Here is a 26,798-nt window from a genome sequence, read left to right on the forward strand (position 1 = left end):
GTCGCTATAGCCGAGCTTTCGCGGGAGCGCAAAACCGCCGCACCGCCTGGATCGCCCGCCTAGCCCCGCGCCTCGGGCAGGGTCACGCCGGCGGCTTCCAGCGCACCGAGCACCTCGGCGTCGCGGCCATAGACGTCGTCGCGATACCGGACCACGCCCGCGTCATCGACGAAGGCGGTGCGATAGACGATATGAACCGGGATCGGGTTGTCCAAGGTCACCGTCCGCTCCGACTTCGCCGCGACCCAGGCGTCGAACCGCGCCTCCGGATCGTCGACCTGTCCGCGCAGCAGCAGCGCCGCCAGCTCGTCCGGATCCTCTACCCTGACGCAGCCGTTCGAGAAGGCGCGCGCGTCCTTGGCGAAAAGCTCGCGATGCGGCGTGTCATGAAGATAGATCGAGAAGTCGTTCGGGAAGATGAACTTCACCTTGCCGAGCGCGTTGCCGTCGCTCGGGCTCTGCCGGATGCGAAACGGGAAGCTGCCCTCCAGCGCGGCGAAGTCCACCAGCGCCGGATTGATCACGGTCCCCGCCGGCGTCATCAGCTGCATGTTGCTGCGCGCCAGAACCCCCGGATCCTTGCGCAATTTCGGCAGATAGACGCGCTTGGCGATACTGCTCGGCACGTGCCAGCTCGGGTTGATGACCATGTAGCTCATCACGTCCGAGAATTCGGCGGTCTGGGTCTTGTGGGCTTCGCCGACCACCGCCTTGGTGCGCCAGACCGGGGCGTCGCCCTCGTAGACCACCACCGAATAGTCCGGGATATTGACGATCACGTAGCGCGAGCCGAAGCCCGCGCCCTGCCAGCGCATGCGTTCGAGATTGACCAGCACCTGCGACAGGCGATCGCGGGCGCTGGTATTGATCTCGCTCAGCGTATGCTGGCCAACCGCGCCGTCCTCGTTCAGGCCATGGTCGCGCTGGAAGGCCCGCACCGACCCGACAAGGCTCCGGTCGAACATCGCCTGCGCGACTTCGCCGCTCGGCGCGCCATAGCCGAGCCGTGCCAGCCGGGCGCGCAGCGCCGCGACCCGCGGACCCGTCTCGCCCTCGTGCAGCGTCGGACCGGACGCGACCGCCGGTCCCCAGGCGTCGGACAGCGCCAGCGCCTCCAGCCGCCCACGTTCGGCGATCAGCGCGCCATAGCGCGGGTCACGCGGCGCAAGCTCGACCAGCACCGCGTCGAGCGGCTGGTCCTGGAGCTTGGCGAGCAAGGCCTCGGCCGGCGGCCGGCTGGGCCGCACGGCGATTTCGGGATCGATCTTCGAGGGCCGCAGCACCCCGGCGCCGAGATCGCCGCCATAAAGCAGGTAGGCGCGGGTCGCGGCCACTTCGGCACGTCCCGGCGGCGTCCCCTCCGCCGAGAAGAGCACGGCGAGGCCAGCGGCGTCATAGCGGGCGGACGGCAGACCCTGACCGGCGCTCGCCTCCAGCGCCGCGATCAGCACTCGCGGACTCGCCGAGCCGGCGGCTGTCCAATAGGGCTGGAAGTCGCGGTCGGCATAGAAGCCTTCGACAGCGACCCGATCGGCATCGCTCAGGCCGCCCATCTCGGCGCGGAGCGCGGCGCGAAAGGCGGCGGCCTCCGCGGAGAGCACCGGCTCCGGCGCGGGCGGCGCGGCGTAGGGCGGCGTTTCGACCAGCGGCGCGAGCCCTGGCGCGGCGTTCGTCGCCACCACGGCGATGCCGTCGGTGGTCTGGGCGAGCGCCTCGGAACCGGAAGAGGATACACCACCGGCCAGTCCGCCAGCCAAGAGGGCACAGAAAATCCGCGATGTTCTCTGAAAACGCATGCCTGCCTCTTGCCTCGATTATGTTTTGTCGATGAGGGTACCCCGCCCGCGCCTCCGATACAAGCGAGCGGCCACGCCGGGCGAAAAGCCCGTTCAAACCCAGACAGTTTAACAAAAAATTATCGGCGTCTTTCCGCCGAGCGAAGCGGGCGCCCCGCGCGGCCGGCGGACGCCGCGCTTGGAAATTCGCGAGGCCTGTGGCATCAAAAGGGGAAGGGGCACAGGCAAAAATGCTCCGCGGGCAGATATCGAGGCAGTGAACCATGGAAACGGACGATTTTCGACCGACTCGTCGGGCCGTGCTGGGCGTATTCGCCAGCCTTTGCGCGGTCACCGCGGCGCCGGTCTATGCCAAGGCGCCGGGCTTCCTGCGCCGGGCGGGCGACATGCGGCAGATCCGCATGTACAGCCAGCGCACCGGCGAATCGATCAACACGATCTATTACGTCGACGGGAAGTACATCCCGGAGGCGATCACCGAGATCAGCTATTTCATGCGGGACTGGCGCCAGAACGAAGTCCGCAAGTATGATCCCGACAATATCGACAATCTCGCCGCCACGCTCGTCATGATGGAAACATCCGAGCCCTACCTGATGATCTCGGGCTACCGTACGCCCAAGACCAACCGGATGCTGCGCGGCGCGGCCAGCAATTCCTTCCATCTGCGGGCGATGGCGGCCGACATCCGGCTGAAGAGCCGCGATGTCCGCACGATCCAGCGGGCCGGCGTCGCCTGCGGCGGCGGCGGAGTCGGCTACTACGGCCGCTCGAACTTCGTCCATCTCGACTGTGGTCCGATCCGCACCTGGAACGGCTGATCCCGGGCCGGGCTTAACGCCCGCCGAAGAACTGGGCATCCCGGGTTCCGCCCCGGGCGCCCCCCAAGGCCAATCAGGCGCGGATCGCGCCGTCGCCCTCCACCAGATACTTGAAGCTGGTCAGTTGCTCCGCCCCCACCGGCCCGCGGGCGTGGAGCTTGCCGGTGGCGATGCCGATCTCGGCGCCCATGCCGAACTCGCCGCCATCGGCGAACTGGGTCGAGGCGTTGCGCATCAGGATCGCACTGTCCAGCCGCTCGAAGAAGCGCGCGGCCACCGCGTCGTCCTCGGTCAGCACGCAGTCGGTATGGTTCGAGCCATAGCGGCGGATATGGGCGATCGCCCCGTCGACGCCTTCGACCAGCCGCGCCGCGACGATCATGTCGAGATATTCGCGGCCCCAGTCCGCGTCATCGGCCGGCACCACGCCGGGCAACCCCTGCAGCGCATCGTCGCCCCGCACCTCGACCCCGGCCTCGACGAGGTCGGTGATGAAGGGCGCGCCACAGGCTTCGAAGAAGGCGCGATCGATCAGCAGGCATTCCGCCGCGCCGCAGATGCCGGTCCGCCGGGTCTTGGCGTTCAGGATCACCTTGCGCGCCTTGGCGAGATCCGCCGCGCGATCGACATAGACATGCACGATGCCTTCGAGATGGGCGAATACCGGCACCCGCGCCTCGGCCCGCACCCGGCCGACGAGGCCCTTGCCGCCGCGTGGCACGATCACGTCGATGAAATCCGTCATGGTCAGCATGGCGCCCACCGCCGCGCGGTCGGAGGTCGGCACCAGCTGGATCGCCGCCTCCGGCAGGCCGGCGGCGCGCAGCCCCTCGACCAGCGCGGCGTGGATCGCGCGGGCGCTGCGCAGGCTCTCGGAGCCGCCGCGCAGGATCGCCGCGTTGCCGGCCTTCAGGCACAGCGCCCCGGCGTCGGCGGTGACGTTCGGCCGGCTCTCGAAGATGACGCCGATCACGCCGATCGGGGTTCGCACGCGACGGATGTGGAGGCCGTTCGGCTGGCGCCAATCGGCGAGCACCTGCCCCACCGGATCGGCCTGCGCCGCGACCGCGCGCAGCCCCTCGGCCATCGCCGCCACCCGATCATCGGTCAGCAGCAGTCGGTCGAGCATCGCCCCGCTCAGGCCCGCGGCCGTCGCGACCGCCATGTCCTCGGCGTTCGCGGCCAGGATCGCGTCGCGCGTCTCGGTGATCGCCGCCGCCGCCGCCCGCAAGGCCGCGTCCTTTTGCGCGGACCGCGCATAGGCGAGCTCGCGCGAGGCCTCGCGCGCCCGCGCGCCGAGGCCGGTCATCAGCTCCGCGATCCCGAGGTTTCCGTCCATTTCCGCCCCCTCACAGCGCCATGTCGTCGCGATGCACCAGAGCGGCCCGACCGGGATGCCCGAGCAGATCGGCGATCCGGTCCGAGCGATGCCCCATGATCACCCGCGCCTCATGCGCGTCATAGCCCGCCAGCGCCTTGGCCACCACCAGGCCGTCAGGCCCCGCGATCTCCACCGGATCGCCGCGCGAGAAGGCGCCGTCGATGGCGCGCACCCCGGCGGGCAAGAGCGACTTGCCGCGGGCGAGCGCCGCGATCGCGCCCTCGTCCACCGTCAGTCGGCCGCGCGGCTTCATGCCCGAGATCCAGCGCTTGCGCGCCGCGCGCGGATCGCCCTCCGGTTCAAACCAGGTGCAGCGCGCACCCTCGACCAGTGCGCTGAGCGGCCGCTCCACCGCGCCGAAGCTGATCGCCATGGCGCAGCCGGCCCGGGTCGCCACCTGCGCCGCGAGGAGCTTTGTCTTCATCCCGCCGCGCGACAGGGTGGAGCCGACGCCGCCCGCCATCGCCATCACGGAAGGCGTGATCCGCGCCACCACATCAAGCCGACACGCGCCCGCGTCGGCGCGGGGATCGGCGGTATAGAGCCCGTCGACGTCCGAGAGCAGCGCCAGAATATCGGCGCCCGCCATGCTCGCCACCTGCGCGGCCAGCCGGTCGTTGTCGCCGTAGCGGATCTCGTCGGTCGCCACCGTGTCGTTCTCATTGACGATCGGCACCACGCCGAGCTCGAGCAGCGTGCCGAGCGTGCGGCGGGTATTGAGATAGCGCCGGCGGTTCTCGCTGTCCTCCAGCGTCACCAGCACCTGCGCCGTGGTGATGCCGCGCGGCGCCAGCACGGTCTCGTATGCCTGGGCGAGGCGGATCTGGCCAACCGCCGCCGCCGCCTGATTGTGCTCCAGCGACCGCGCCTCGGCCGGCAGGCCGAGCACGCGGCGGCCGAGCGCGATCGAGCCCGAAGAAACGAGGATCACGTCCTTGCCGCGGGCGCGGAGGTCGGCGACATCGGCCGCGAGCCCCTCCAGCCAGTCGAGCCGCAGCCGCCCGGTCTCGGCCGAGACCAGCAGGGCGGAGCCGATCTTCACCACGACCCGCCGCGCCGCCGAGATCCGGTCGGCTGAGGTCACGGTCGGCACGCTCAGGGCGTCCATGACCCTGTCTCCTCCCGCGCCGGCTTCCCCTCGCCGGAGCGCGCCGCGCGGATGATCGCGCGCAGGCCGCGCAATACCTCGGGGACGCCCTGCCCGGTCACGCCGGACAGGGCGAGGATTTGCTCGCCCCCCGCCGCCTCGGTCAGCACCGCCATCGCCTCGGCGAGTTCCTCGGCATCGAGCGCGTCGATCTTGTTGAGCCCGGTCAGCCGCGGCTTGTCGGCGAGGCCGGCGCCATAGGCTTCCAGCTCGCCAAGGATGACACGATAGTCTTCGGCCAGCGTCGGCGAGGTCGCATCAACCAGGTGGAGCAGCGCGGCGCAGCGCTCGACATGGCCGAGAAACATGTCGCCGAGCCCCTTGCCCTCATGCGCGCCCTCGATCAATCCGGGAATATCGGCCAGCACGAATTCGGCCCCATCGACCCCGACCACGCCGAGATTGGGGTGCAAGGTGGTGAAGGGATAGTCGGCGATCTTCGGCTTGGCATTGCTCGTCGCGGCGAGGAAGGTCGATTTTCCCGCGTTCGGCAGCCCGACGAGCCCCGCGTCGGCGATCAGCTTCAGCCGCAGCCAGAGCGTGCGCTCCACGCCCTCCTGACCGGGATTGGCGTTGCGCGGCGCCTGGTTGGTCGAGCTCTTGAAACGCAGGTTGCCCCAGCCGCCGTTGCCACCCTTGGCGAGCAGCACGCGCTGGCCGGGCCGCGTGAGGTCCGTGACCAGCGTCTCCTCGTCCTCCTCAAGGATCTCGGTACCGACCGGCACCTTCAGCACCACCGTCTCGCCGCTCTTGCCGGTACGCTGGGCCCCCATGCCGCCCTGGCCGTTCCTGGCGAAGAAATGCTGCTGGTAGCGATAGTCGATCAGCGTATTGAGCCCGTCCACCGCCTCGGCCCAGACATCGCCGCCATTGCCGCCGTCGCCGCCGTCCGGCCCGCCGAACTCGACGAACTTCTCGCGGCGAAAGCCGACGCAGCCGTTGCCGCCGGAGCCCGAGCGGATATGGACCCGCGCGATGTCGAGAAATTTCATGACGCGGCCGCAAGGTCGAGGCGATAGCGGAAGGTCGGCACCATGGCGCCGCGCGCGACGCTGTGCAACTCGCCTTCGCCGACATAGCCGAACCCGGCGCGGCTCAGCACCTTGATCGAGGCGGCGTTGTCCTGGAACGCCTGGGCCACCAGCGCCGAGAAGCCAAGCCTGGTCGCATGGGCGACGACGGCCTCCACCGCCTCGGAAGCGTAGCCGGTGCCCCAGAAGGCCGGCGCCACCCAATAGCCGATGGCGCCCGTCACCTCGCCCTCGATCACGCGCCGACACAGGCTGATGAGGCCGACGAGGCCGTTCTCCTGATCGGCGCCGGCGTCCAGCGCCCAGACGGTCTTGTCGCCCGGGCGTGTCCGCGTCCGCTCGACGAAGGCCTCGGCGGTGCCGGGCGGATAGGGATGCGGGATCGCGGTCGTCATCCGCGCCACCCGCGCGTCACTGGCATAGAGCCCGATCAGCGCCGCGTCGGACGGATTGAACGGGCGCAGCCGCAGACGCTCGGTGACCAGGACGGGCTGGCGGGCGACGGGCTGGCGGTCGGCGATGACTTCGGACATGGCCGCGAAATCCTGGCTCGAAACGAAAAAAGGCCGGCGGGGCCGCCGGCCTTGTCGTGGCTCGGAATGCCCCTTTGGCCGGTGCTTACTCGGCGGCCGCCGGTCGTGGCAGCACCGAAATGAAGGTCCGGCCCTTGATGCCCTTGTGGAACGTGACCTGGCCTTCCGAAACCGAGAAGATCGTGTGGTCGCGGCCGATGCCGACGCCCTCGCCCGGCCACCATTTGGTGCCGCGCTGGCGCACGAGGATATTGCCCGGGATCACGACCTCGCCGCCGAACTTCTTCACGCCGAGACGACGGCCCTTGCTGTCGCGGCCGTTGCGGGACGACCCGCCTGCCTTCTTGTGTGCCATGGCGTCTGTCTCCTCAGTTGGCGGCTTCGACGGCCGGCTCGGCGGCCTCGGCGGTGGCGGCTGTCTCGGCGCCGGACGCCAGGATGTCGGTGATCCGAATCCGGGTCAGCTGCTGGCGATGGCCCCGCCGGCGCTGCGACGAGTGCTTGCGCCGCCGCTTGACGTAGGAGATCACCTTCGGCCCCTTGGTCTGCTCAAGCACCTCGGCGACCACGGCCGCGCCGGCGACGAAGGGCGCGCCGATCGTCACCGTGTCGCCACCGAGCATCAGCACCTCGGTGAAGCGGACCGTCTCGCCCGCCTCGGCGGACAGCTTTTCCACCAGAAAGATATCATTGGCGGCGACCTTGTATTGCTTGCCGCCTGTTTTCAGCACCGCGAACATTCGCGTCTTCCTCTTCGTTCCCCGCGTCCTTTGGCCCCGTTCACAACGGCGTTTCGCAGGCTTCCCCGCGCCTTCGGACTGCGCGCTTTCGCAGATCAATGGCCCGCGCGCCCCTTGGGGGAGCGCGCGGAGCCGGCTATATCGCGGAACCGTTTCGCGGAGTCAAGATTGCTTCGCGGCCGGAGGGGGTGGCGCCTCCTCGGCGGCGGAACGTGGTGCGAATTCATCCGACGCGCCCGTCGCGGGGGGCGGATCGGCCGGGCGCGTGTCGCGCTGCCAGAAGTGGGTGCGGATGCCTTCGCCGTGCATCCGCTCGGCGATCTCGAAATTCATGTCCGACCGCGCCGACAGCGAGAAATTCACGTCGCGCAGCACGCAGCGCACCTCGAAATCGATCGAATCCGGGCCGAGCGACATCAGCAGCACGCGCGGTGCCGGCTCCTCCAGCACCAGCGGGTGACCCTCGGCGATCTCGAGCAGGATGTCGGCGACCTTGCGCGGGTCGGCATCGTAGGTGACGCTGACCGGGATCTGGATGCGCCCCGACATGCCGGAATGCGTGCGGTTGAGCACTGTGCCGGCGATCAGGTCGGAATTCGGCAGGATGACACTCGCCCGGTCGAAGGTCTCGATCTCGGTCGAGCGCACCGAAATCCGCCGGACATAGCCGGTAAAGCCGCCGACCTCGATCCAGTCGCCCTGCTTGATCGGCCGCTCGACCAGGAGGATGATGCCCGAGACGAAGTTCGAAACGATGTTCTGCAGGCCGAAGCCGATGCCGACCGACAGCGCGCCGGCGACGATGGCGATGTTTGAGAGGTCGATCCCGGTGGCCGAGATCGCCGCCAGCGTCGCGAGCGCCGTGCCGAAATAGCCGATCCCCGCCAGCACCGCGTTCTTGCCGCCCGCGTCCATCCGCGTTCGCGGCAGCACCGAGTTGCGCAGCACCGATTGCAGCATCCGGGTCAGGGCATAGCCGATGCCGAAGACGAGGATCAGCGTGAAGATGTCACCCGCCGAGATGCGGATGCCGCCGAGACTGCCCCCCTCGCTGACGAGCAGCCAGAAGCTGGCGAGATCGGAGGGACGCGCGCCCCAGATCAGCGCGAGCGGCGCCAGCGAGACGAGCCCGAGCAGCGTCACCGCGACGACCGGCCCGAGCCCCTCGTTCGTGCTGTGCGCCCCGGATCGCCGCCCGATCGTCAGCACCGTCTTGCTGATGAGATCGAACAGGACGAGATTCGCGCCGAACAAGGCCAGCGTCAGGATCATCGGATAGAGCAGGCCGCGCGAGGCCGCGTAATAACCGATCGCCGCCAGGACCGGTGCCAGCACCGCGACGATGGCGACCGCCCGTTCGAGGAACACCATAAGCCCGACGCCGAGCGTGCTCACATGCTGTTCCGGCGGCAGGCCCGCCTGGCTCTTGGCAATGTTGCGCAGCACGCGCCGCCACAGGCGGGCCGCCTGCCAGAGCCCGTAGCTGCCGAGCAGCGTCAGCGGGAACTGCAGCGTCGCATTGACCGCCGGCGACATCTGCCAGTTGTCGAGATGATTGACGATGAAGAGATTGGCGGCCAGCACCCCGCCGAGCAGATAGACGATGGCCGCGCCCTTCAGCGCGTCCACGTCATTGACCAGAACCAGCCGGTATTGCGGCAAACGCGGCGCGAAGAGACTGTTTCCGAGCCATTGCGCGGCGATCAGGACCAGAACGAAGGGCGGCAGATTGAGGAGGTGGAAGGATTCCGAACCCTCCAGCAGCAGCACGGGCTCAAGCGCCGTGAAGACGAGGCTCGCGCCCAGCACCGGAAGGATCAGCCGCGTGACGTTGCGCAAGGCGACCAGCCACGCGACCGCGCGCGGTGAACTCGCGGCGCCAAGCGCGGTTTCGACCCGGGGGATCACCCAGCGCCTCAACAGGAACGCGATGGTGACGCCGATCGCGAAGAGCGCGAGGCTCTGTGGTACCCGGGTCTTCAGCCTCGCCCGATACTCCCGGTCGGCATAGGTCGCCCGCGTCGACTGAATGGCTTCGGTCAGGCGTTGCCGCGTCAGCGCCGCGGTCGCGGTCCAGTTCTCCGGCAGCGTCGGGCTCGGGCCGAGCGTCGTCATTTCGAGCCGTACCCGGGACCAGACTTCCCTGTCGAGTTCGGCGATCATCTCGCTGATCTGGCGCGCGGCGTCCTGTGTCTCGATCACCGGGACCTGCTTTTCCGCGACGGCCTTGTTCAGCTCTTGGCGCCGGGCGTTCACCTCCGGCGGCTCGGTCGCGCCCTCGGCCGGCGGCGGGCCGAGCGGCTCCAGCCGCGCCTTCGCCTCCGAGAGCGCATCGTTCGCCGTCGCCTGGATCTGCCCGACCTGCCCGCGCAGGACGAGCAGCTTCTCGCGCATGTTCTCGAGATCCTGGGCGCTCGACTCCGGCGCGTCGATCACCAGCCGCGCCGCCTGCAACGTCGGATCGAGCGTGACGAAGAAATCCTGACTCGGATCCGGCGTCTGCGCGCCGCCGTGGCCGGGCGCGAGGAGGAGCAGCGCCGCGATCAGGAGCGGCCGCGCGAGGCGCATGGCTCAGGCGATCCGCGCGTCGGGCAGCGCCCGGCCGGGGCCTTCGAGCCATTCGGGCGTCGGCAGACCCTTTTCGCGCAGGAAGGCGGGATTGAAGAGCTTCGACTGGTAACGGGTGCCATAGTCGCAGAGCATGGTCACGATCGTGTGGCCCGGCCCCATTTCGCGCGCCATGCGGATAGCCCCCGCGACATTGACCCCCGTCGAAGACCCCATGCAGAGCCCCTCGCTGGTCAGCAGGTCAAAGAGGACGGGCAGCGCCTCGGCATCCGGAATATTGTAGGGCAGATCGACCACCAGCCCCTCGAGATTCGCCGTGATCCGGCCCTGGCCGATGCCCTCGGTGATCGAACTGCCCTCGGCCTTCAACTCGCCGTGCTTGTAATAGTGATAGAGCGCGGCGCCATCCGGGTCGGCGAGGCCGATCTTCACGTCGCGCTTGCGCGCGCGCAACCCCTCGGCGACGCCCGCCAGCGTGCCGCCGGTGCCGACCGCGCAGATGAACCCGTCCACGGAACCGCCGGTCTGCTCCCAGATCTCGGGCGCGGTCGTCTCCACATGCGCCCGACGGTTCGCGATATTGTCGAACTGGTTCGCCCAGATCGCACCGGCCGGCTCGGTCTTCGCCAGCGCCTCGGCGAGGCGGCCGGAATAGCGGACGTAATTGTTCGGATCACGATACGGCACCGCCGGCACCTCGACCAGCTCGGCCCCGGCGATGCGCAGCATGTCCTTCTTTTCCTGGCTCTGCGTGTCCGGGATCACGATCACCGTGCGAAATCCCATGGCCGCGCCGACAAGTGCGAGGCCGATGCCGGTATTGCCCGCCGTGCCCTCGACGATGGTGCCGCCCGGCGCCAGCGTACCCCGCGCCACCTCGTCGGTGATGATCGCGAGCGCGGCGCGGTCCTTCACCGACTGGCCCGGGTTCATGAACTCGGCCTTGGCCCAGATCTCGCACCCGGTGATCTCCGAGGCCCGTCGCAGACGGATCAGCGGCGTGTTCCCCACCGCGCCCGGCAGATCCTTCGCGGTATTCAGCATGCCCTCTCCGATCGGCGCCGTCGCTTCCCCGGTGCCATATCGTCTCCGACCGGTCGCTTCAAGTTGCGGGGGCGACCCTCAGCCCCAGGCGGCGGACAGCCGCGCCCGGTGCTTCTCGAGCCAGAGCAGGGTGATGAGCAGGGGCGAATTGTTGATCTCGCCGCTCGCGATCGCCGCCAGCGCCTCGTCGAGCGGCACCACCAGCGCGCGGATATCCTCGTCCTCGGATGCGAGCCCGTGCCGGCCGCCCGCGCCGGAGAGATCGGCCTCGGCGACGAAGGCGGTGATATATTCCGACATCACGCCGGGCGAGGGATAGTAGCGCGCCACCTGCTCGACGCGTCCGATCTCCAGCCCCGCCTCCTCGCGCGCTTCCCGCCGGGCCGTCGCCTCCGGGCTCTCGCGCGGATCGCAGCGCCCGGCGACGGTTTCGAGGCACCAGGGCCTCGGGTCGCGGCGGGCGAGCGGGCCGGCGCGGAACTGCTCGATGAGGAGTATGCAACCCGTGCGCGGATCGAAGGGAAGCACGGTCACCGCGTCGCCGCTGGTGAAAGCCGCGCGCAGGATCGGCGCCGACATCGCCCCGTCGAAGCGGCGATGCCGCAGGTGATGCTCCTCGACGCAGAAATAGTTCGCGTAAGGCAGGTCCAACCGCAGCGGCTCCACGTCCCCCGCCGCCGCGAGGCCCGAGCGCAGGCGCGAGGGCGTCGCATCGGCCGCGCCGCGCGCCCGGGCAAGCGCGCGATAGCCGACGCCGAGCAACAGCTCGCCGACATGGTCCGGATCGACGAGACCGAGGTGCCGCAGGATCTCCTCGATCGCCTCGGCGAGCGTCGCGCACCATTCGGCGGTCCAGTCCTCGGACCGCCAGTCCAGCTTCGCCACGCCGGGCGGCGGGAGGAAGGTATCGACCACCTCCCCCACCCCGTCCGCGCGACGCGCCTTGGCGACGAGCGGCTTCGCACCGATCGCCGTCATCCAGAAACCGATCCGCGCGCGCTCCGCCTCGGTCGGGTTCAGAATCCAGCCCGGCGCCTCGGCGCCCGCGCGCCGTGCCGGGCCCAGGCGGAGGCCGGTCGCGTCGGCGCCGATCGCATGGCCGGGCAGCGTCGCGGGGTCCGGCGCCATGTCCGGACCGGTCCCGAGCAGGGCGGCGAATGGTCGGGGGTAGCCAAAGGGCTCGACAAGAAATACGGGACGCATGACATCCTTGGCGCAATCGTCGCCGCGTCGTGGCCGGAAGGTGATCCGGTGGCGGCGCGGGCTCGTAGCACTGGTACCGATATTTTGACAGGTTCGGCAATGACCCCCGGGCATGCTTCCGTCGAAACGCTGGCGAGCTACGCCGCGGGCGCCCTGCCGGACGGGATGGATCTGCTGGTCCTTGGCCATGTCGCGCGGTGTGGCCGCTGCCGCGCCCTGCTCTCGCGCATCGAGACGCTCTGCGGCGCGCTGCTCGCCGAATGCGCCGAACCCTGCCCCCCGCTCGACTGCGCCCGCGCCCTCGCCCGCCTCGACGCGACCCCTGACGCGACCGCCCGCGAGATGCCCGCCGGCGTGCCCCGCGCGCTGCCGCCCGCGCTGACCGAGGCGCTCGCGGGTCGCGTCCCCGAGGTCGCCTGGCACCCGCTGGCGCCCGGTCTCGACGAATATCGTTTCGAAGACGTTGCCCCGGGCGGGCTTCTGCTGGTGCGCGGCGCGCCCGGTCGACGCGTTCCCGCCCATCGCCACCGCGGTCAGGAAGCGGTTCTCGTGCTTCAGGGCGCGATGGACGACGGAGGTATCGTGCTCCGCGCCGGCGATTTCGCGCTGAACGACGAGGAGGCCCACGCGCCCGAAATCCTGGGCGACGAGCCTTGCGTCTGCCTCATCCTCCTCACCGCCCCGATCGAATTCACCGAGGCCGGCTGAGACGCCCTACGCCGGACGCCGCATCGTCACCTGCGACACGTCCGTCGTGCCGGTGCGAAACGCGGCGGCGCAGGAGGTGAGGTAGAAGTTCCACATCCGCCGGAAACTGTCATCGAAGCCGAGCGGCTGGATCTCGGACCAGGCGGCGTTGAACGTGGCATGCCAGCGCCGGAGCGTCTCCGAGTAGCTCTCGCCGAACTGGAGCGACCCGACCGGGCGCAAGCCCGCCCGTTCGATCTCGCCGCGCAAGGCCGACGGGCTCGGCAGCATGCCGCCCGGAAAGATGTATTTCTGGACGAAATCCACCGTCCTGCGATAGGTCGGGAACAGCACGTCCGGCACGGTGATGACCTGGATCGTCGCCCGCGCGCCCGGCTCCAGCCGCTCGCGCACCGTGTCGAAATAGGCCGGCCAGTATTTCTCGCCCACCGCCTCGAACATCTCGATCGAGGCGATGCCGTCGAACCGGCCCCGCTCCTCGCGATAGTCGCGCATCACGATCTCGACCCTCTCGTTCAGGCCGGCGCGGAACATCCGTTCCCTGGCGAAGCCGTACTGCTCGTGGCTGATGGTCAGGCCGGTTACGCGCGCGCCCCGTTCCTTCGCCGCGTATTCGGCGAAGCCACCCCAGCCGCAGCCGATCTCCAGCAACCGCGCCTCCGGTGTCACGCCGATCCGGTCGCAGACCGAGGCGTATTTCCGGGTCTGCGCGGCGGCCAGATCCTCGACCGGACTGGCGAAGAGCGCCGATGAATAGGTCATCGTCTCGTCGAGCCACCGGCCGTAGAAGGCGTTCCCGAGGTCGTAGTGATAGGAGATGTTCTTGCGCGACTGACGCCGCGTGTTGCGGTTCAGCCAGTGGCGCAGTCGCTGATAGGCTCGCGCGGCCGCGGCCGCCGGATGCGACCGCTTGACCCAGTTCTTGCTCGACAGCAGGACATCGAGCAGCGCCTGCAAATCGGGCGTGTCCCACCAGTCGTCGAGATAGGCCTCGCAGAAACCGAGCTCGCCCTCGCGGGCCACCCGCGAGAAGAGGGCGGGGTTCTTCACGTCGAGCCGCGCGGCCGGGCCGTCCGCGGCCCCCTCGATCCGGAACACCCGCCCGTCGGGCAGCGCGATATCGACCCGGCCGGTCTCAAGTCCCTTCAGCAGTTCGTAGGAGGCGGCGAACCAGGGGGGAAGATCCTTCTGTCCCTTGAGCGTCGCGATGACCCGCATCGTGTTCCCCCGGTGGTCGTCCAAACCCGCACTATGCACCGAATTCGAGCCAACTCAATCCGGCCGTCGCGCCGCGCCACAGGCCTCGAACGCGCGCCGGCGGCCTTCGGCGAGGTCGAGCAGGAAGACGGGTGTCACCGGACCGGCCGTGGCGGCGGCGGTCAGGCCCTCATGATCGGCGAGGCGCCGGTCGCGGCGGAACCGGAAGATGCGCGGGGTCGATCCCTCATGTTTCCACTACGCCGGAAAGGGGTCTTTGGTTCCCGTTCAGAGAACCGCGTCGAGCGCCCGGACCAGCTGGTTGATCTCATCCTCGCTGGTGTAATGCACGAAGCTCACCCGCAGCACGCCATGGGCGGGGTCGATCCCGAGGCCGCGGAGCAGGCGCACCGCGTAGAAATCGCCGCCGCTCGCCATGATACCATGCGGGACCAGCGCCGCCGCCACCTCCGCGCCCGGCCGCGCGAGATGGAGCGCCACGGTCGGCACCCGCCCCTCCGGCCGGTCCGGCCCGATCAGCCGCGCGTCGTTCCGCCCGCGCAGATAGTCGAGCAGCGGCGCGAGCAGCCGCGCCTCGCGCGCGCTCTGCAAGGCCAGCACCCGCCGCGCCCGTTCGACCGGGGGGGCCTCGTCGGTGTGATGATGCGCGTGAACCGCGTCGATATAGTCCACGATGCCGGCGCAGGCGGCGACCTGCGCGTGATCCGGTCCGGCCGGCGTCAGACGCTTGGCGGGTACCTCCGCGTTGAAGAAATGCCCCTGGTTCGGCAGCGCGTCGGCCAGCGCGCGGCGCACGACCATCACCCCCTGGTGCGGCCCATAGGTCTTGTAGGTCGAGAAGAGATAGATGTCGGTCCCGAGCGCCGCGACATCCGGAAGCCCATGCGGCGCGAAGGAAACGCCGTCGACGCAGGTCACCGCGCCGACGGCATGGGCCATGGCGACGATCTCGGCTACCGGATTGATCTCGCCGACGATATTCGAGCAGTGCGGAAAGCACACCAGTCGGACCCGTTCGTCGAGCAGGCCAGCGAGGTCCGCGGGATCGAGATGCCCGCTCACCGGATCGACCGCCCATTCGCGGATTTCGATCCCGGCGTTCTCCAACCGGCGCCAGACACCCGAATTCGCCTCGTGATCCTGGCCGGTGACGACCACCGCGTCGCCGGGCCGCAGCCAGTCGCGGAACGCCTGAGCCAGCACATAGGTGTTCTGGCTGGTCGAGGGGCCGAACATCACCTCGTCGGTCTCGACACCCATCAGCGCGGCGAGTCGCGCCCGCGCCTCGTCCATCCCCTCGCCCGCGATCCGGCTCGCCGCGTAGGGAGCGTAGGGCTGGACCTTCCGCGCGACGTAAGCGCGGTTCAACCGGTCGATCACCTGCCGGCAGGCATAGGAGCCGCCGGCGTTCTCGAAAAAGGCCTGACCGGCGAGGCTCGGCTCCTCGAAGGCCGGGAACTGCGCGCGGACGAAGTCGATATCGAGTTCTGGCACTACGGCACCTCGCAAATGGACGGGCGGACCCTGCCCCAAGCGCCGCCGCCACCGCAAGGCCCGCCATCAAGGCGCCGCCGCCGTTCGAGCCGACACTAAAATTCGTCGCATTCTAGCCATGGGCTTCTTTCGAACGGGACAGCCGGCCCGGTCGATTCAGCGCGATTGCCATCCTCGATCCGTCCGCGAAGGCGGTCGGGTCACTCGCGGCGGAAATAGTCCGAGAAATATTTCAGCATTTTCATTCTGTTACTGGAATTCATCGGTGTGGATCGGACAAAATTGACCGTCGCCGACAGCCCGACCGCCATATCTGTTTCATGGACCGTGTTGGCGTGCGCTTCGGGCGACAAAATTCACGGAACCACAACCATAGATTGATGATTTCGAGAAACTGTGCGAAGCGTGGACCGGACTTCTTTCGCAGCGGCGTTGACCGCCGGATCATGGCGCACGGGACACGGAGGGACGGAACCCATCCGAGGGGGAGAGCTTGGCGATACCGGAAACAGGGCAGGCCGCGCATCGCCAGGCGTCGATGATCTCCACCTTCGCGACCATGTTCCTCGCGGTCGCGGTGATCCTCGGCGCCGGCATCTTCGCCGACCTCGGGACCCGGGACGCGGCGCGGCGGAACCACCGCGCCGAAACCCTCTCCCGGCTCGACACCCACGCCGTCGCCATCGGCGGCGCGCTCCGCGCCGAAACCCGCGACCTCCGCGAGCTCGGCTTCGCTTTCGTCGGCCCGACCGCCGCCGGCGATCTCGCCACCGAGGACTTCGCGGCCGTGGCAAAGCCGCTGGTCGATGGCCCGAACGCGGTGCGCGGCGTCGCCGTCACCCGGGCCGGTGGGTCGAGCTTCGTCCATCCCGACACGCCGGAGATGGCCGCGCTGCTCCGCGTGCCCGACGACGCGCCGCGGGACCGGGCCGGCACGCGCATGGCCGAGGTCGGCGGCCGGCGCATGCTCGTCCTCTGGCTGCCGCTGCGCGAGCCGCTTGCCGAAGGGGCGACCCGCGTCCTCGGCCTCGCGGCCGGGGCGGTCGATTTCACGGCGCTTCTCGCGGACGCGGGTCTGCCCAGTCTCCAGCTTGACCTCGCGATCACGGGGGTCGCGGGCGAACCCGGCGATCAGGCGATCCCGGTCAGTCGTACCGGCCGAAACGTGCTCGCCGCCGATCCGGTGACCGTGCCGCTGACGCTCCTCGACCAGAACTGGACCCTCGCCGCCGTGCCGGCCGCCGGCTGGACCAGCGGCGGCGCCGTCGTCTGGCCGATCTGGCTGCTGACGCTGGTCGCCACCCTGCTCAACGTCGGCCTCGTACTGCGCGCCCGCCATCTCAATGACGAGCGCCAGCGCAACATCGACGCGCTGCGCGATCGCGAGACGCAGCTCGATCGTCTGTCCCGTCGGCTCGGTCTCGCGCTCGACGCATCCAAGGTTGGCGTCTGGGACTATCACATCGACAAGGGCACACTGGTCTGGGACGACCGGATGGACGAGCTCTATGCCCTGCCCGCCGACGGTCGGACTCGCACCTACCACGACTGGAGCGGCGCGCTGCATCCCGACGATCTCGCCCGGGCCGAGGCCGAGTTCGACGAGGCGATCAATGTCACGGGGCGCTACAATTCGGACTACCGCCTGCTGCTGCCGGACCGGACGGTGCGCCACATCCGGGCGATCGGCGCGGTCTATCGCGAAGCGGACGGCACCTCCAAGATCGTCGGCGTGAACTGGGACGTCACCGCAGACGTGCGCCGAAGCTCGGAACTCGAAGCAAAGCGCCGCGAGGCGGAAGCCGCCTCGGTGGCGAAGTCGCAATTCCTCGCCACCATGAGCCACGAGATCCGCACACCGATGAACGGCGTGATCGGCATGCTCGACCTGCTCCTGCGAACCGATCTCGACCCGACCCAGCTCGACCGCGCCCGCGTCGCATCGACCTCGGCCCGCCAACTGCTTTCGCTGCTGAACGACGTGCTCGACTTCTCGAAGCTCGAGGCGAACCGCGTGACGCTCGACCGGACCGACACGGATGTCGCCGCTCTCGCGCGGGACGTGGTGGCGCTGATGTCCGCGACGGCCGAGGAGCGCCAGATCCGGCTGAACGTGCGAGTCGCGCCACGCGTCCCGCGATACCTCGTCTGCGACCCGATGCGTCTGCGCCAGGTGCTGATCAACCTCGTCGGCAACGCGGTGAAATTCACCGAAGTCGGTAGCGTCGAGGTCGAACTCGACCATGTGGCGGGCGAAACGCCCAGCCTCGAGGTCGCCGTGCGCGACAGCGGCGTCGGCATCACCGAAGAGGCCAAGGCGAACCTGTTCCAGCGTTTCGCTCAAGTTGATTCCTCCAGTACCCGCCAGCGCGGCGGCACCGGGCTGGGCCTTGCCATCAGCAAGCAGCTCGTCGAACTGATGGGCGGCGAGATCAGCGTCCAGAGTACTCCGGGCCTCGGCAGCACATTCCGTTTCGGCATTCCCGCCGAGATCGGCGCGGCGCCGCCCGAGGCGTCCGACAAACCGGCGACCGGCCTGTGCGCCGAGACAGCCGGCGCGCGGCCCTCGCGCATCCTCGTCGCCGAGGACAATGCGACCAACCAGCAGGTGCTCGCCGCCTATCTCGCACTGGAAGGGCATGTGGCGCATATCGTCGGCGGCGGCGCCGAGGCGGTGGCCGAGGCGCAGAGTGGCGTCTTCGACCTCGTGCTGATGGATATCCAGATGCCTGGGATGGACGGGATCACCGCCGCGCGCCGCATCCGCGCGCTCGATGGGCCGGTATCGCGGATCCCGATCATCGCGCTGACCGCGAACGCAATGGCCGGTGACAAGGAGACCTATTTCGCCGCCGGCATGACCGACTATGTCGCAAAGCCCGTGTCGGCGGCCGAACTCAGCGCCGCCATCGCGCGCGTCATCGCCCCGTCCCAGTTCACGCCCCCACCACGACCTGTTCCGGGTGGCGCGAAATTGTCGCTCGCCGTCGGCGGGCGAAGGATGGGCGCGCCGAGATCACCCTCCTGATCCGGTTCAGCGCGGCTCGAGAATTTGAATCCGCGCGGTTCCTGTCCACCAGACCCATTCGGGCTGATCGGACGTGGCCCTAGGCCCAGTCGAGGACAGGACCGGCTGGCACGATTCCGGTGGGATTGAGCGCCTTGATCGAATAGTAGCCGCGCTTGATATGGTCGATGCTGACCGTCTCGCGCACCCCGGGCAGCGCCAGGATCCGCCGCGAGTAGGCTTCGAGCCGCGGATAGTCGGCGAGACGCCGGAGGTTGCACTTGAAGATGCCGTGATAGGCGGCGTCGAACCGGACCAGCGTCACGAACAGCCGGATGTCCGCCTCGGTGAAGCGCGCTCCGGTCAGGAAGGGCCCCGCCGCCAGCCGTTGCTCCAGCGCGTCGAGGCTGGCGAAGACGCCCGCCACGGCCTCGTCATAGGCGATCTGGGTCGTGGCGAAGCCCGCTCGATACACACCATTGTTGAGCGTCGGATAGATCTCGGCGTTCAGCGCGTCGATCCTGGCCCGCAGGTCGACGGGATAGAGGTCGATCTCCCCGCTCGCCAGCGCGCCGAAGCCGTCGTTCATCATGCGCAGGATATCGGCGCTTTCATTGTTGACGATGGTCCGCCGCCGCTTGTCCCAGAGCACAGGAACCGTCGCCCGGCCGGAATAGGCCGGATCGGCGCGGGTATATATCTCGTGCATATAGGTCGCGCCGTTGACCATGTCCCGGGTCGATCCCGGATAGTCACCGAAGCGCCAGCCCTGCTCGCCCAGCGCCGGCTCGACGATGGAAACCGGGATGGCTTCGTCGAGGCCCTTCAACGCGCGGCCGATCAGGGTGCGCGACGCCCAGGGGCAGATCAGCGCGACATAGAGATGATAGCGTCCGGCCTCGGCCTCGAACCCGCCGGTGCCCGTCGGACCGGGGGCGCCATCCGGCGTCACCCAGTTCCGAAAGCTCGATACCTGGCGGACAAAGCCGCCCTTCTCGTCCTTCGCCTGGACCGGATGCCAGTCGGTGGTCCATTTTCCGTCCACGAGCACGCTATTTCCTCCATCCGGGTGACGAAGAGTCCGGGCGGGCCGGACCCTTCGAGGGCTCAGCGCGACCGGCCAATCGCCCAGGCGCCGTCGCCGAGCAAGGCCTGAACGATCAACGCGACGGACCAGAAGGCCGGATATTCCCAGCCGCCACCGGCGTTGGAGAAGAAGAATCCGGCCGCGCCATGCACCGTCACGATCGTCCCGAGCAGCACCGGCACCAGCGCCAGCGCGACCCACCGGGTCTGATAACCGACGATCAGCGCGATGCCGCCGAGGAGTTCCATCGCGATCACGACATAGGCGAGAAAGCCCGGCAGGCCGATGCTCTGGAAGAAGCCCGCGGTGCCGGAGGGCGTGAAGACAAAGAGCTTCAGGCTCACATGTGCGAGAAAGAGCAGTCCGAGCGTCACCCGGAGCACGAATGCCGCGAGGTCGGGACGATCGAGCGCGGCGGCGCCGGGAGAATGGAAGGTGGAGGCCATGGATGTGATCCTGTGTGGAGGACGCCGGCGGCGCCGATGACCGCACCCTGCCTCATTTCCTTCTGGATTGTTATTCCGTCGCTTCGCGTTTCACTGATTCCGATTCGGATATAAATCCCTCCGCCGCGAGCGGCCGAAATCGCTCGACCAGAAAATCGACCAGCACGCGCACCTTCGCCGCGAGATGCCGCCCCGGCGGATAGAGCACATAGAGACCATATGGCTCATCGTCATAACTCGCGAACAGGCGGCGCAACCGGCCGGCGCGCAGGCTGTGCGCCACCACGAAATCCGGAAGTTTCGCGAGGCCGAAACCCGCTTCCGCCGCGGCGAGGCTGACGGAAGCGTCGGAGAACCTCAGTCGACCGCTCACCGTGACCGAGAGTTTCGAGCCATCGGGCGCGCGGAACCGCCAGAGCGCCGGATCGCGCGGATTGGTGTCGATGACGCATTCATGGTCGGCGAGCGCGGCGGGCGTTTCCGGGATTCCGGCCCGTTCGAGATAGGCCGGCGCACCGACCACGGCGAGCCGCACATCGGCGAGCTTGCGCGCGATCAGGCTGGCATCCGCCGGCCGCCCGACGCGGATCGCCGCGTCGAACCCCTCCTCCACCAGACTGACCACCCGGTCCGAGAAGCCGACATCGAGTTCGATCGCCGGATACAGCGCGGCGAATTCGAGCAGGATCGGCGCGAGATGACCGACGCCGAAGGTGAGCGGCGCGGTGAGGCGCAGGCGCCCCGACGGCTTGCTCATCGCCTGCTTCACCTGCGCGTCCAGGCTCTCGTATTCGGTCAGGATATCGCGGACCCGCTCGTGATAGGCACGGCCGACCTCGGTCGGCGCCAGCGCGCGCGTCGTCCGGTTGAGCAGCCGGGCACCGAGATCCTGTTCCAGCCGCGCGACCATCTTCGAGGCCTGGCCGGCGCTGGTGCCCAGTCGCTCCGCCGCGCGGGCGAAGCTGCCGAGTTCCATCACCGCCACGAACATCCGGTCGCAATCGAGGCGATCCATCCCGCGCTCCCCTGTCAGGCCTTGACGCGCAATTAGCCCCAATCCTTCGACGCCGACGAGTCCCTGGATGCGCGATGGCCACGCATCGCGCCTGGACCAGACCTGACAAAAGAGTGATGGGGAGCCGATCCAGCTCCCCATTCCGGATAGTCCAGCCACACGGGCGAGTTGCAGGGCTTCGCCCACCGGCGGCTCCGGGCGCGGAGTTCGCGCCGGGTCGACAGGTGCCAGAGACCCGTCCAGTATGGTTTCTTGATCTCGATCATTGGCACGGGTGTCGCCGTCGGCACACTCGCGACCCGGAAACAAGGCAAGGAGAATCCGATGACCGACGCCCCCACGGCGACCAAAACCGTCCTGCCCACCCTGATCGACGCCCAGCGCAAGACGACCGAGCAGTTCGGACGGCTCTGCGAGGAGGGGTTGCGGTTCGCCTCGCTGCGGACCGAGGAAAACAGCCGCGTCCTGCGCGAATTCGCCGCGAGCCACGGCCTGCCCGAACGGGTTTCGGCCTGGACAGACTATATCACCCGCGCGACCCAGCAATATACCGAGGAATTCAAGCTCCTCGCTGCGATCTGCGCGGAACCGGCCAGGGCGCTCATCGGCGAAGAGCCGGCCGTTCTGGCCGACCTCCCGCTGGCGCCCGCGCCTGCCGATCCCGAATCAGCGCTCTCGGAACCGCTCGCGGAAGAGGCCGCCCCCGTCGGGGAAGTCGCGGCGGCCGATTCCGCGCGCGAGGACTGAGCACCCGCGGCGTTGCGTTGGCCGCGAAGGGTGTCCGGCTTCGCGTCATGGCGACGCGGAAGTTCGAACCCCGCCGCGGCGAGCGGGACTTCGCCCGGACCACCGAGCCGCGCGGCACCATGTCGGGCGGCGCGGCTATCGGCCGAAGGTCGTCCGGCATGTCCAGGAAGAGGTGAGGCTGATCCGCGGCTTCATCATCGCGCGGAGGCACCGGCCGAACAGGCCTGAGGTGACGCGCGAACCGGTCGAAGAATGGGACCGGGACCGGGCCCACATCAAGTTCCCGGAGAGGATAGAAATCTTCTCAATCTCCTCCCGGATCCCGAGGCATTCCGGTCGAAGGGCCTCGTCGTGCGTCAGACCCGGCAGAGGTGGGGAGCCATGTCACCGGCCGGTCGCCCGCGGCTCAATCGCCGCCTGGTCCCTGCCCCCATGGACGCCATCGACTACGTCACCCACGAGCCCTGTCACATCCCGGAACCGCGCCGGAGCTTGCGCAAGTCAAGGCATGCGGTAGGGTGCGACGCAATCGAACCTTGCGAGTTGATTTCCCCGGCGCGGCGAAACAGGTCGCGGCGGCCCCCGGCGGCTCATGAGCCTCGCCGCGCGGAGTGAGGCAATGGACGACGATCTTCTCGCGCAGGGCCGCCCGGGCGACCGCCGGGGAGAGGCGCGGTTCATGGTTCTGGCCCTGCTGGCCGGGTCGATCACGGGTCTTGTCGGCCCGCTTTTCCACAAGGCGATCGACCGCGCCGTCGGGTGGCCGGACTGGCTCGCCCTCCGGCTCGACGGCTGGGCGCTGGTCTGCGCGGCGGCCGGGATCGCCATGACCGGCGCGGTGATCGCGGTCGCCATCGTCCGCGGGTTCGCGCCGGAGGCCGGGGGCAGCGGCGTGCAGGAGATCGAGGGCGCCATGGAGGGCCTGCGCGAGGTGCGCTGGCGGCGCGTCCTGCCGGTGAAATTCGTCGCCGGCGTGATCGCCATCGGCTCGGGCCTGGTGCTCGGGCGGGAGGGGCCGACGATCCATATCGGCGCCTCGGCCTCGGCGGCGGTGGCCGAGACCTTCCGCACGAGCGAGCTGGAGCGGCGGGGGTTGCTCGCCTCGGGCGCGGCGGCGGGGCTCGCCTGCGCGTTCAACGCGCCGCTCGCCTCGGTGCTTTTCGTCATCGAGGAGACCCACAAGGAGTTCCCCTATACTTTCCGCACCTATCTCGGGGTGATCCTCGCCACGATCGCCTCGACGGTGGTGACCGAGATCATGGGCGGCACACGGCCCGACCTGCCGCTCGCGGCGAGCGCCGCGCCGCTCGTCTTCCTGCCGGCCTTCCTGCTGCTCGGGATCCTGATCGGGGTGGTCGGACGCGTGCTCAACGCCGCCATCCTCCACGCGGTCGCCTTCGCTGCCTGGAGCCAGCGGCGGCTGCCCTACGCCTATCCCGCCGTCGTGGGGGCCGCGGTCGGCGCGCTGTTCATCCTGCTGCCGCGGGCGGTGACGGGAGGCGAGGACGTGATCCCGCGGCTCGTGGCCTCGAATCCCGGGCTGACCGTGCTGCTCGGGCTCGGGGCGATCCGCTTCATCACCATGGTGGGCAGCTATTCGAGCGGCGTTCCGGGCGGGATCTTCGCACCGATCCTGTCGCTGGCGGTCTGCCTCGGCCTCGCGTTCGGAGAGGGCGCGCGCTTGCTCGCCCCGGCGGCCGGCTTCGACGCCACGGCCTTCGCCATCGTCGCCATGGGCGCGCTCTTCACCGCATCGGTGCGGGCGCCGATCGTCGGCGTCGCCCTGACCCTGGAGCTGACCGGGTCCTACGCCCTCGCGCTGCCGCTGATGGTCGCCTGCTTCGCCGCGGACCTGACCGCGCAGTGGTGCGGCGGACGGCCGATCTACACCCAGCTTCTGGAGCGCACCCTGGCGCAGGCCGGCGTCCAGGCGCCGCCGCGCCCGCGCTCGGAAGATACGGGGCTGGCATGACGGGGGACGTCACAGGCGGCGGCGATCCTCGTATGCGCCGAGGCCGGAGCGCTCGCCCGCGGGCCGCGCGCCGCCGCCCACGCCACCGAGCGCCGAGAGCCGGAGCGCCAGCTCCGCCTGGCGGTGGCAGAGGAGCGCCGGTTGGAGTGGCGCCTGTTCCGGCTCTGGAACTTTTCACGCGAGCCGAAGGCGTTCAAACTGCGCCCGCCGCTCGATGCTCATGTCTCGCTGACCGCGATGAGCTTTCAGGCGAGTTTTCACTGAACCTCCGTCGAACACCCGCTCCGGCTGTTCGCCCCATGGCAGGGCTGCCACATCGGTCAGTTTCGTCAGGGTCACGGCGGACGCCTCGCGCTTGTAGACCAAGCGCTTGGATTCCGCCGGACCTTGACGGGGTCCCGCGCGGCCCGGCGGAATCCAGCGTGGTGGCGTCCACCTCCGGGTACCCGGGCCGATTCCGTCAGCGCGGGAGGAGCGCGCCAGCGTCCCGCGCAAGCTCCCTGGTGAGTTGCCCGGCGGAGACCGCTCGTCCGAAGCTGGCGGACTGACCGGCCCAGAGCGACATGAACTCGCCCGAGCCGGCCGGCTCGGTGGCTGCGCGAAGTGGCGCAAGGGCGCCGCCGGCCAGCGGAAAGGCCGGAGCCAGCGGGGCCATCGGTCCGACCTCGCGGACGATGCGGTTGACGAAGCCGCGCGCCGGCCGGCCGGTGAAGACGTTGGTCAGGGCGGTCTCGCGCGCATCGGCCGCCAGCAGAGCGCGCCGATGCGGCGCGGCAATCATCGACTCCGGGCAGAACAGGTAGGCCGTGCCGATCTGCGCGGCGGCGGCGCCGAGCATGAAGGCGGCGGCGATGCCGCGGCCGTCGCCGATGCCGCCGGCGGCGATGACGGGCACCTTCACCGCGTCCGCCACCTGCGGAACGAGGGAGAAGGTACCGACCTGGGTCGCGATGTCCTCGGTCAGGAACATGCCGCGATGTCCGCCCGCTTCCGCCCCCTGGGCGATGACGGCATCGCATCCTTCCGACTCCAGCCAGCGCGCCTCGGCCACCGTCGTCGCGGAGGAGACGATCTTCGCGCCGGTTGCGACGACGCGGTCGAGCAGGCGCCGCTCGGGCAGGCCGAAGTGGAAGCTGACGACCTCGGGACGGAATTCCTCGACGAGACCGCAGAACGCGTCGTCGAACGGGGCACGGGACGAGGCGGGTATCGGCGCCTCCGGATCGAGGCCGAACTCCCGATAGTAGGGTTCCAGCCGGCGACGCCACGCCGCTTCCCGCCCGGGATCCATGTCGGGGGTCCGATGGCAGAAGAAGTTCATGTTGATCGGCTTGGCCGTCCTCTGGCGAAAGAGCTGCGTCTGGTCGCGGAGCTGATCCGGGCTGAGCAGCGCGCACGGCAGAGATCCGAGGCCGCCTGCCTCGGCGACCGCGACAGCCAGATCGGCGAGCCCGGCGCCGGCCATGGGTGCCTGGATGATGGGAAGCTCGATGCCGAACAGATCGAGGATTCGGCCGTCTGGCCACATGACGCAGTCCTCCGGGTTCTCCGCCTGGTCTCACCGACGATCGCCGATTTGACGGCCATCGGAAAGCCTGTCGATGCTTCCCACGCGCGTCGGCGTTCCGCGCCCCCCGTAGCGGATCTCGTCAGGATCGACCATGACCCTGAGCTTCGCTCTGGGGCGCATCGAGCGCTGGGTGGCGGATCATGGCCGGCATGGCCGAGGAACACCTCGGGGAGCGGCGGCGGCCGGGCGGTCAGGAGCCTTGGCATGACCCGCGGAAAGGGTGGCTCGTCAGCGTTGCCAGAAGCTCCGGTGCGGGGCGAGGAGCTCGTCTTCGACCTCGGCGACCGGGCCAATGACCTCGATCGGCTTCTGGCCGGAGGCGAGGATCGTCCGCGCCGGGAGGTTCAATGTCGGGTTGCCGGCGTGGTCGCCGGTTTCCGCGAGGAGCTTCGTCTCCTCGAAGCCATAGACCAAGCGGCCGATATTCGCCCAATAGAGCGTACCGGTGCACATGGCACAGGGCTCACCGGTCGAGACCAGCGTGCAGGTCCACAGGAAATCCGCTGGATAGGCCGCCGCGGCGCGCCGGCTGAGTTCGGTCTCGGCGTGACGCAGCGTGTCGATATTGCCCTGACGCATGAGGATGCGGTTGTCGGGCCCGACCAGCACGGCGCCGAAGGGATGATGCCCATGCGCCGCCGCCTCGCGCGCGACTTCACCGGCGACGAGGAGGTGAGCTATCATCTCGGCGCGGGTCATGGTCGGTCGCGCTCCTGTGCGTCGTGAACGACGCTGCGAACAACTCGGCTGGATTCAGATGTCACTGTTCGTGCCGTAGAGTGCGACGAAACACATCGAAAAGCACCCCTGGTAGCGCCTGCCGCGTCATCTTTCCCACCTAAACGTCCGACGCGCCTGTGGCCCGCGCCGCTTTCGATCCCTCGATCATCGTGAAAGGTTCGGCGAGAGCCACGCTGGGAACGAGCCGATGAAGCTCGTCCAGGGCGGAACAGACGTCATACCGCGCCGCGTTCTGACACGCCCCGCCTCATCTCATGTTGATCAGCCGGTGAGCGCCGCGATCGCCAGGTCGTTGATGACCAGCAATCTCTTCGGATGGGCGAAGCCCTCAACCAGTCCGGCCGACAGGAAGATCACCGTGAGGTCGCGGGCAGGATCATACATCCAGCCGGTCGAACCACCACCGACGGCGACGAGCGCGCCCGGCGAAGCCGTGGAACCCGCGGGACTGAAGATGTCGCCTTCGCCGCGGGTATAGCCGAGATCGGAAGAGCGTCGTGTAGGGAAAGAGTGTCTTCGCCTGTGTAGA

At 69.1% G+C, this 26,798-nt stretch carries 25 protein-coding genes; 6 read left to right on the plus strand and 19 right to left on the minus strand.

Annotated elements, in window-relative coordinates:
- Positions 1-59: 59 nt before the first annotated feature.
- Positions 60-1,757, minus strand: coding sequence for a L,D-transpeptidase family protein (locus Q0480_RS04670; RefSeq protein ID WP_299131165.1), 1,698 nt, complete (start codon positions 1,755-1,757; stop codon positions 60-62).
- Between the two features lie 302 nt (positions 1,758-2,059).
- Between Q0480_RS04670 and Q0480_RS04675 the strand changes: the two genes are divergently transcribed.
- Positions 2,060-2,617 (plus strand): DUF882 domain-containing protein, encoded by a 558-nt coding sequence (locus Q0480_RS04675; protein ID WP_299131167.1) that lies wholly within the window; start codon positions 2,060-2,062, stop codon positions 2,615-2,617.
- A gap of 73 nt (positions 2,618-2,690) precedes the next feature.
- On the opposite strand, the gene Q0480_RS04680 is transcribed toward Q0480_RS04675, so the two are convergent.
- From Q0480_RS04680 to Q0480_RS04720, 9 genes are all read right to left on the minus strand, one after another.
- Positions 2,691-3,956 (minus strand): glutamate-5-semialdehyde dehydrogenase, encoded by a 1,266-nt coding sequence (locus tag Q0480_RS04680; RefSeq protein ID WP_299131168.1) that lies wholly within the window; start codon positions 3,954-3,956, stop codon positions 2,691-2,693.
- A 10-nt stretch (positions 3,957-3,966) separates the two neighbouring features.
- On the minus strand, positions 3,967-5,106 hold the full coding sequence (proB, locus tag Q0480_RS04685) for a glutamate 5-kinase (RefSeq protein ID WP_299131170.1): 1,140 nt from the start codon (positions 5,104-5,106) through the stop codon (positions 3,967-3,969).
- Entirely contained in the window at positions 5,094-6,137 is a 1,044-nt protein-coding gene (gene obgE, locus Q0480_RS04690; protein ID WP_299131172.1) for a GTPase ObgE, read from the minus strand. The genes proB and obgE overlap by 13 nt, the downstream gene beginning before the upstream one ends.
- Positions 6,134-6,709 (minus strand): GNAT family protein, encoded by a 576-nt coding sequence (locus tag Q0480_RS04695; protein WP_299131173.1) that lies wholly within the window; start codon positions 6,707-6,709, stop codon positions 6,134-6,136. Before Q0480_RS04695 ends, obgE begins: the two co-directional genes overlap by 4 nt.
- 85 nt (positions 6,710-6,794) lie before the next feature.
- A complete protein-coding gene (gene rpmA / locus Q0480_RS04700) occupies positions 6,795-7,064 on the minus strand; it encodes a 50S ribosomal protein L27 (protein WP_299131174.1) in 270 nt (89 codons plus the stop codon).
- 13 nt (positions 7,065-7,077) lie between these two features.
- Positions 7,078-7,449, minus strand: coding sequence for a 50S ribosomal protein L21 (gene rplU, locus Q0480_RS04705; RefSeq protein ID WP_366940818.1), 372 nt, complete (start codon positions 7,447-7,449; stop codon positions 7,078-7,080).
- A 162-nt stretch (positions 7,450-7,611) separates the two neighbouring features.
- Positions 7,612-10,017 (minus strand): mechanosensitive ion channel domain-containing protein, encoded by a 2,406-nt coding sequence (locus Q0480_RS04710; RefSeq protein WP_299131175.1) that lies wholly within the window; start codon positions 10,015-10,017, stop codon positions 7,612-7,614.
- A gap of 3 nt (positions 10,018-10,020) precedes the next feature.
- Positions 10,021-11,058 carry a cysteine synthase A gene (locus Q0480_RS04715; RefSeq protein ID WP_299131192.1) on the minus strand — a complete coding sequence of 346 codons (1,038 nt, stop codon included), beginning with the start codon at positions 11,056-11,058 and terminating at the stop codon, positions 10,021-10,023.
- 81 nt (positions 11,059-11,139) lie between these two features.
- The gene (locus Q0480_RS04720) at positions 11,140-12,264 is read right to left on the minus strand and encodes an NUDIX domain-containing protein (protein ID WP_299131176.1); all 1,125 of its coding nucleotides are present in this window, start codon (positions 12,262-12,264) and stop codon (positions 11,140-11,142) included.
- A 99-nt stretch (positions 12,265-12,363) separates the two neighbouring features.
- Between Q0480_RS04720 and Q0480_RS04725 the strand changes: the two genes are divergently transcribed.
- The gene (locus tag Q0480_RS04725) at positions 12,364-12,972 is read left to right on the plus strand and encodes a cupin domain-containing protein (protein ID WP_299131177.1); all 609 of its coding nucleotides are present in this window, start codon (positions 12,364-12,366) and stop codon (positions 12,970-12,972) included.
- Positions 12,973-12,978: 6 nt separating this feature from the next.
- On the opposite strand, the gene Q0480_RS04730 is transcribed toward Q0480_RS04725, so the two are convergent.
- Genes Q0480_RS04730 through Q0480_RS04740 form a run of 3 tightly spaced genes read right to left on the minus strand, consistent with a single transcriptional unit; the run spans position 12,979 to position 15,684 of the window.
- Positions 12,979-14,190, minus strand: coding sequence for a cyclopropane-fatty-acyl-phospholipid synthase family protein (locus Q0480_RS04730; RefSeq protein ID WP_299131178.1), 1,212 nt, complete (start codon positions 14,188-14,190; stop codon positions 12,979-12,981).
- A gap of 54 nt (positions 14,191-14,244) precedes the next feature.
- A complete protein-coding gene (locus tag Q0480_RS04735; RefSeq protein WP_299131193.1) occupies positions 14,245-14,400 on the minus strand; it encodes a deoxyribodipyrimidine photo-lyase in 156 nt (51 codons plus the stop codon).
- A gap of 57 nt (positions 14,401-14,457) precedes the next feature.
- Positions 14,458-15,684 (minus strand): aminotransferase class V-fold PLP-dependent enzyme, encoded by a 1,227-nt coding sequence (locus Q0480_RS04740; RefSeq protein WP_299131179.1) that lies wholly within the window; start codon positions 15,682-15,684, stop codon positions 14,458-14,460.
- Between the two features lie 493 nt (positions 15,685-16,177).
- On the opposite strand from Q0480_RS04740, the gene Q0480_RS04745 reads away from it, so the two are divergent.
- Positions 16,178-18,712, plus strand: coding sequence for an ATP-binding protein (locus Q0480_RS04745; RefSeq protein WP_299131180.1), 2,535 nt, complete (start codon positions 16,178-16,180; stop codon positions 18,710-18,712).
- Positions 18,713-18,791: 79 nt separating this feature from the next.
- On the opposite strand, the gene Q0480_RS04750 is transcribed toward Q0480_RS04745, so the two are convergent.
- From Q0480_RS04750 to Q0480_RS04760, 3 genes are all read right to left on the minus strand, one after another.
- Positions 18,792-19,742, minus strand: a complete 951-nt coding sequence (locus tag Q0480_RS04750; protein WP_299131181.1) for a glutathione S-transferase family protein — start codon at positions 19,740-19,742, stop codon at positions 18,792-18,794.
- A gap of 56 nt (positions 19,743-19,798) precedes the next feature.
- The gene (locus Q0480_RS04755; protein WP_299131182.1) at positions 19,799-20,224 is read right to left on the minus strand and encodes a DoxX family protein; all 426 of its coding nucleotides are present in this window, start codon (positions 20,222-20,224) and stop codon (positions 19,799-19,801) included.
- 70 nt (positions 20,225-20,294) lie between these two features.
- On the minus strand, positions 20,295-21,239 hold the full coding sequence (locus Q0480_RS04760; RefSeq protein WP_299131183.1) for a LysR family transcriptional regulator: 945 nt from the start codon (positions 21,237-21,239) through the stop codon (positions 20,295-20,297).
- A gap of 324 nt (positions 21,240-21,563) precedes the next feature.
- Here Q0480_RS04760 and Q0480_RS04765 point away from each other — a divergent pair, with 324 nt between their 5' ends.
- The 3 genes from Q0480_RS04765 to clcA all read left to right on the plus strand — a co-directional run bounded on the left by Q0480_RS04765 (position 21,564) and on the right by clcA (position 23,958).
- Positions 21,564-21,986 carry a phasin family protein gene (locus Q0480_RS04765; RefSeq protein ID WP_299131184.1) on the plus strand — a complete coding sequence of 141 codons (423 nt, stop codon included), beginning with the start codon at positions 21,564-21,566 and terminating at the stop codon, positions 21,984-21,986.
- Between the two features lie 381 nt (positions 21,987-22,367).
- Positions 22,368-22,601, plus strand: a complete 234-nt coding sequence (locus tag Q0480_RS04770) for a hypothetical protein (protein WP_299131185.1) — start codon at positions 22,368-22,370, stop codon at positions 22,599-22,601.
- 4 nt (positions 22,602-22,605) lie between these two features.
- Positions 22,606-23,958 (plus strand): H(+)/Cl(-) exchange transporter ClcA, encoded by a 1,353-nt coding sequence (clcA, locus tag Q0480_RS04775; protein ID WP_299131186.1) that lies wholly within the window; start codon positions 22,606-22,608, stop codon positions 23,956-23,958.
- 174 nt (positions 23,959-24,132) lie between these two features.
- On the opposite strand, the gene Q0480_RS04780 is transcribed toward clcA, so the two are convergent.
- From Q0480_RS04780 to Q0480_RS04790, 3 genes are all read right to left on the minus strand, one after another.
- On the minus strand, positions 24,133-24,324 hold the full coding sequence (locus tag Q0480_RS04780) for a hypothetical protein (RefSeq protein ID WP_299131187.1): 192 nt from the start codon (positions 24,322-24,324) through the stop codon (positions 24,133-24,135).
- 94 nt (positions 24,325-24,418) lie between these two features.
- Positions 24,419-25,486, minus strand: coding sequence for a nitronate monooxygenase (locus Q0480_RS04785; protein WP_299131188.1), 1,068 nt, complete (start codon positions 25,484-25,486; stop codon positions 24,419-24,421).
- Between the two features lie 270 nt (positions 25,487-25,756).
- Positions 25,757-26,227 carry a nucleoside deaminase gene (locus Q0480_RS04790; RefSeq protein ID WP_299131189.1) on the minus strand — a complete coding sequence of 157 codons (471 nt, stop codon included), beginning with the start codon at positions 26,225-26,227 and terminating at the stop codon, positions 25,757-25,759.
- Positions 26,228-26,798: the final 571 nt, after the last annotated feature.

Origin of the sequence: uncultured Amaricoccus sp., from assembly GCF_937891315.1 — a bacterium.
Lineage (GTDB): Bacteria > Pseudomonadota > Alphaproteobacteria > Rhodobacterales > Rhodobacteraceae > Amaricoccus.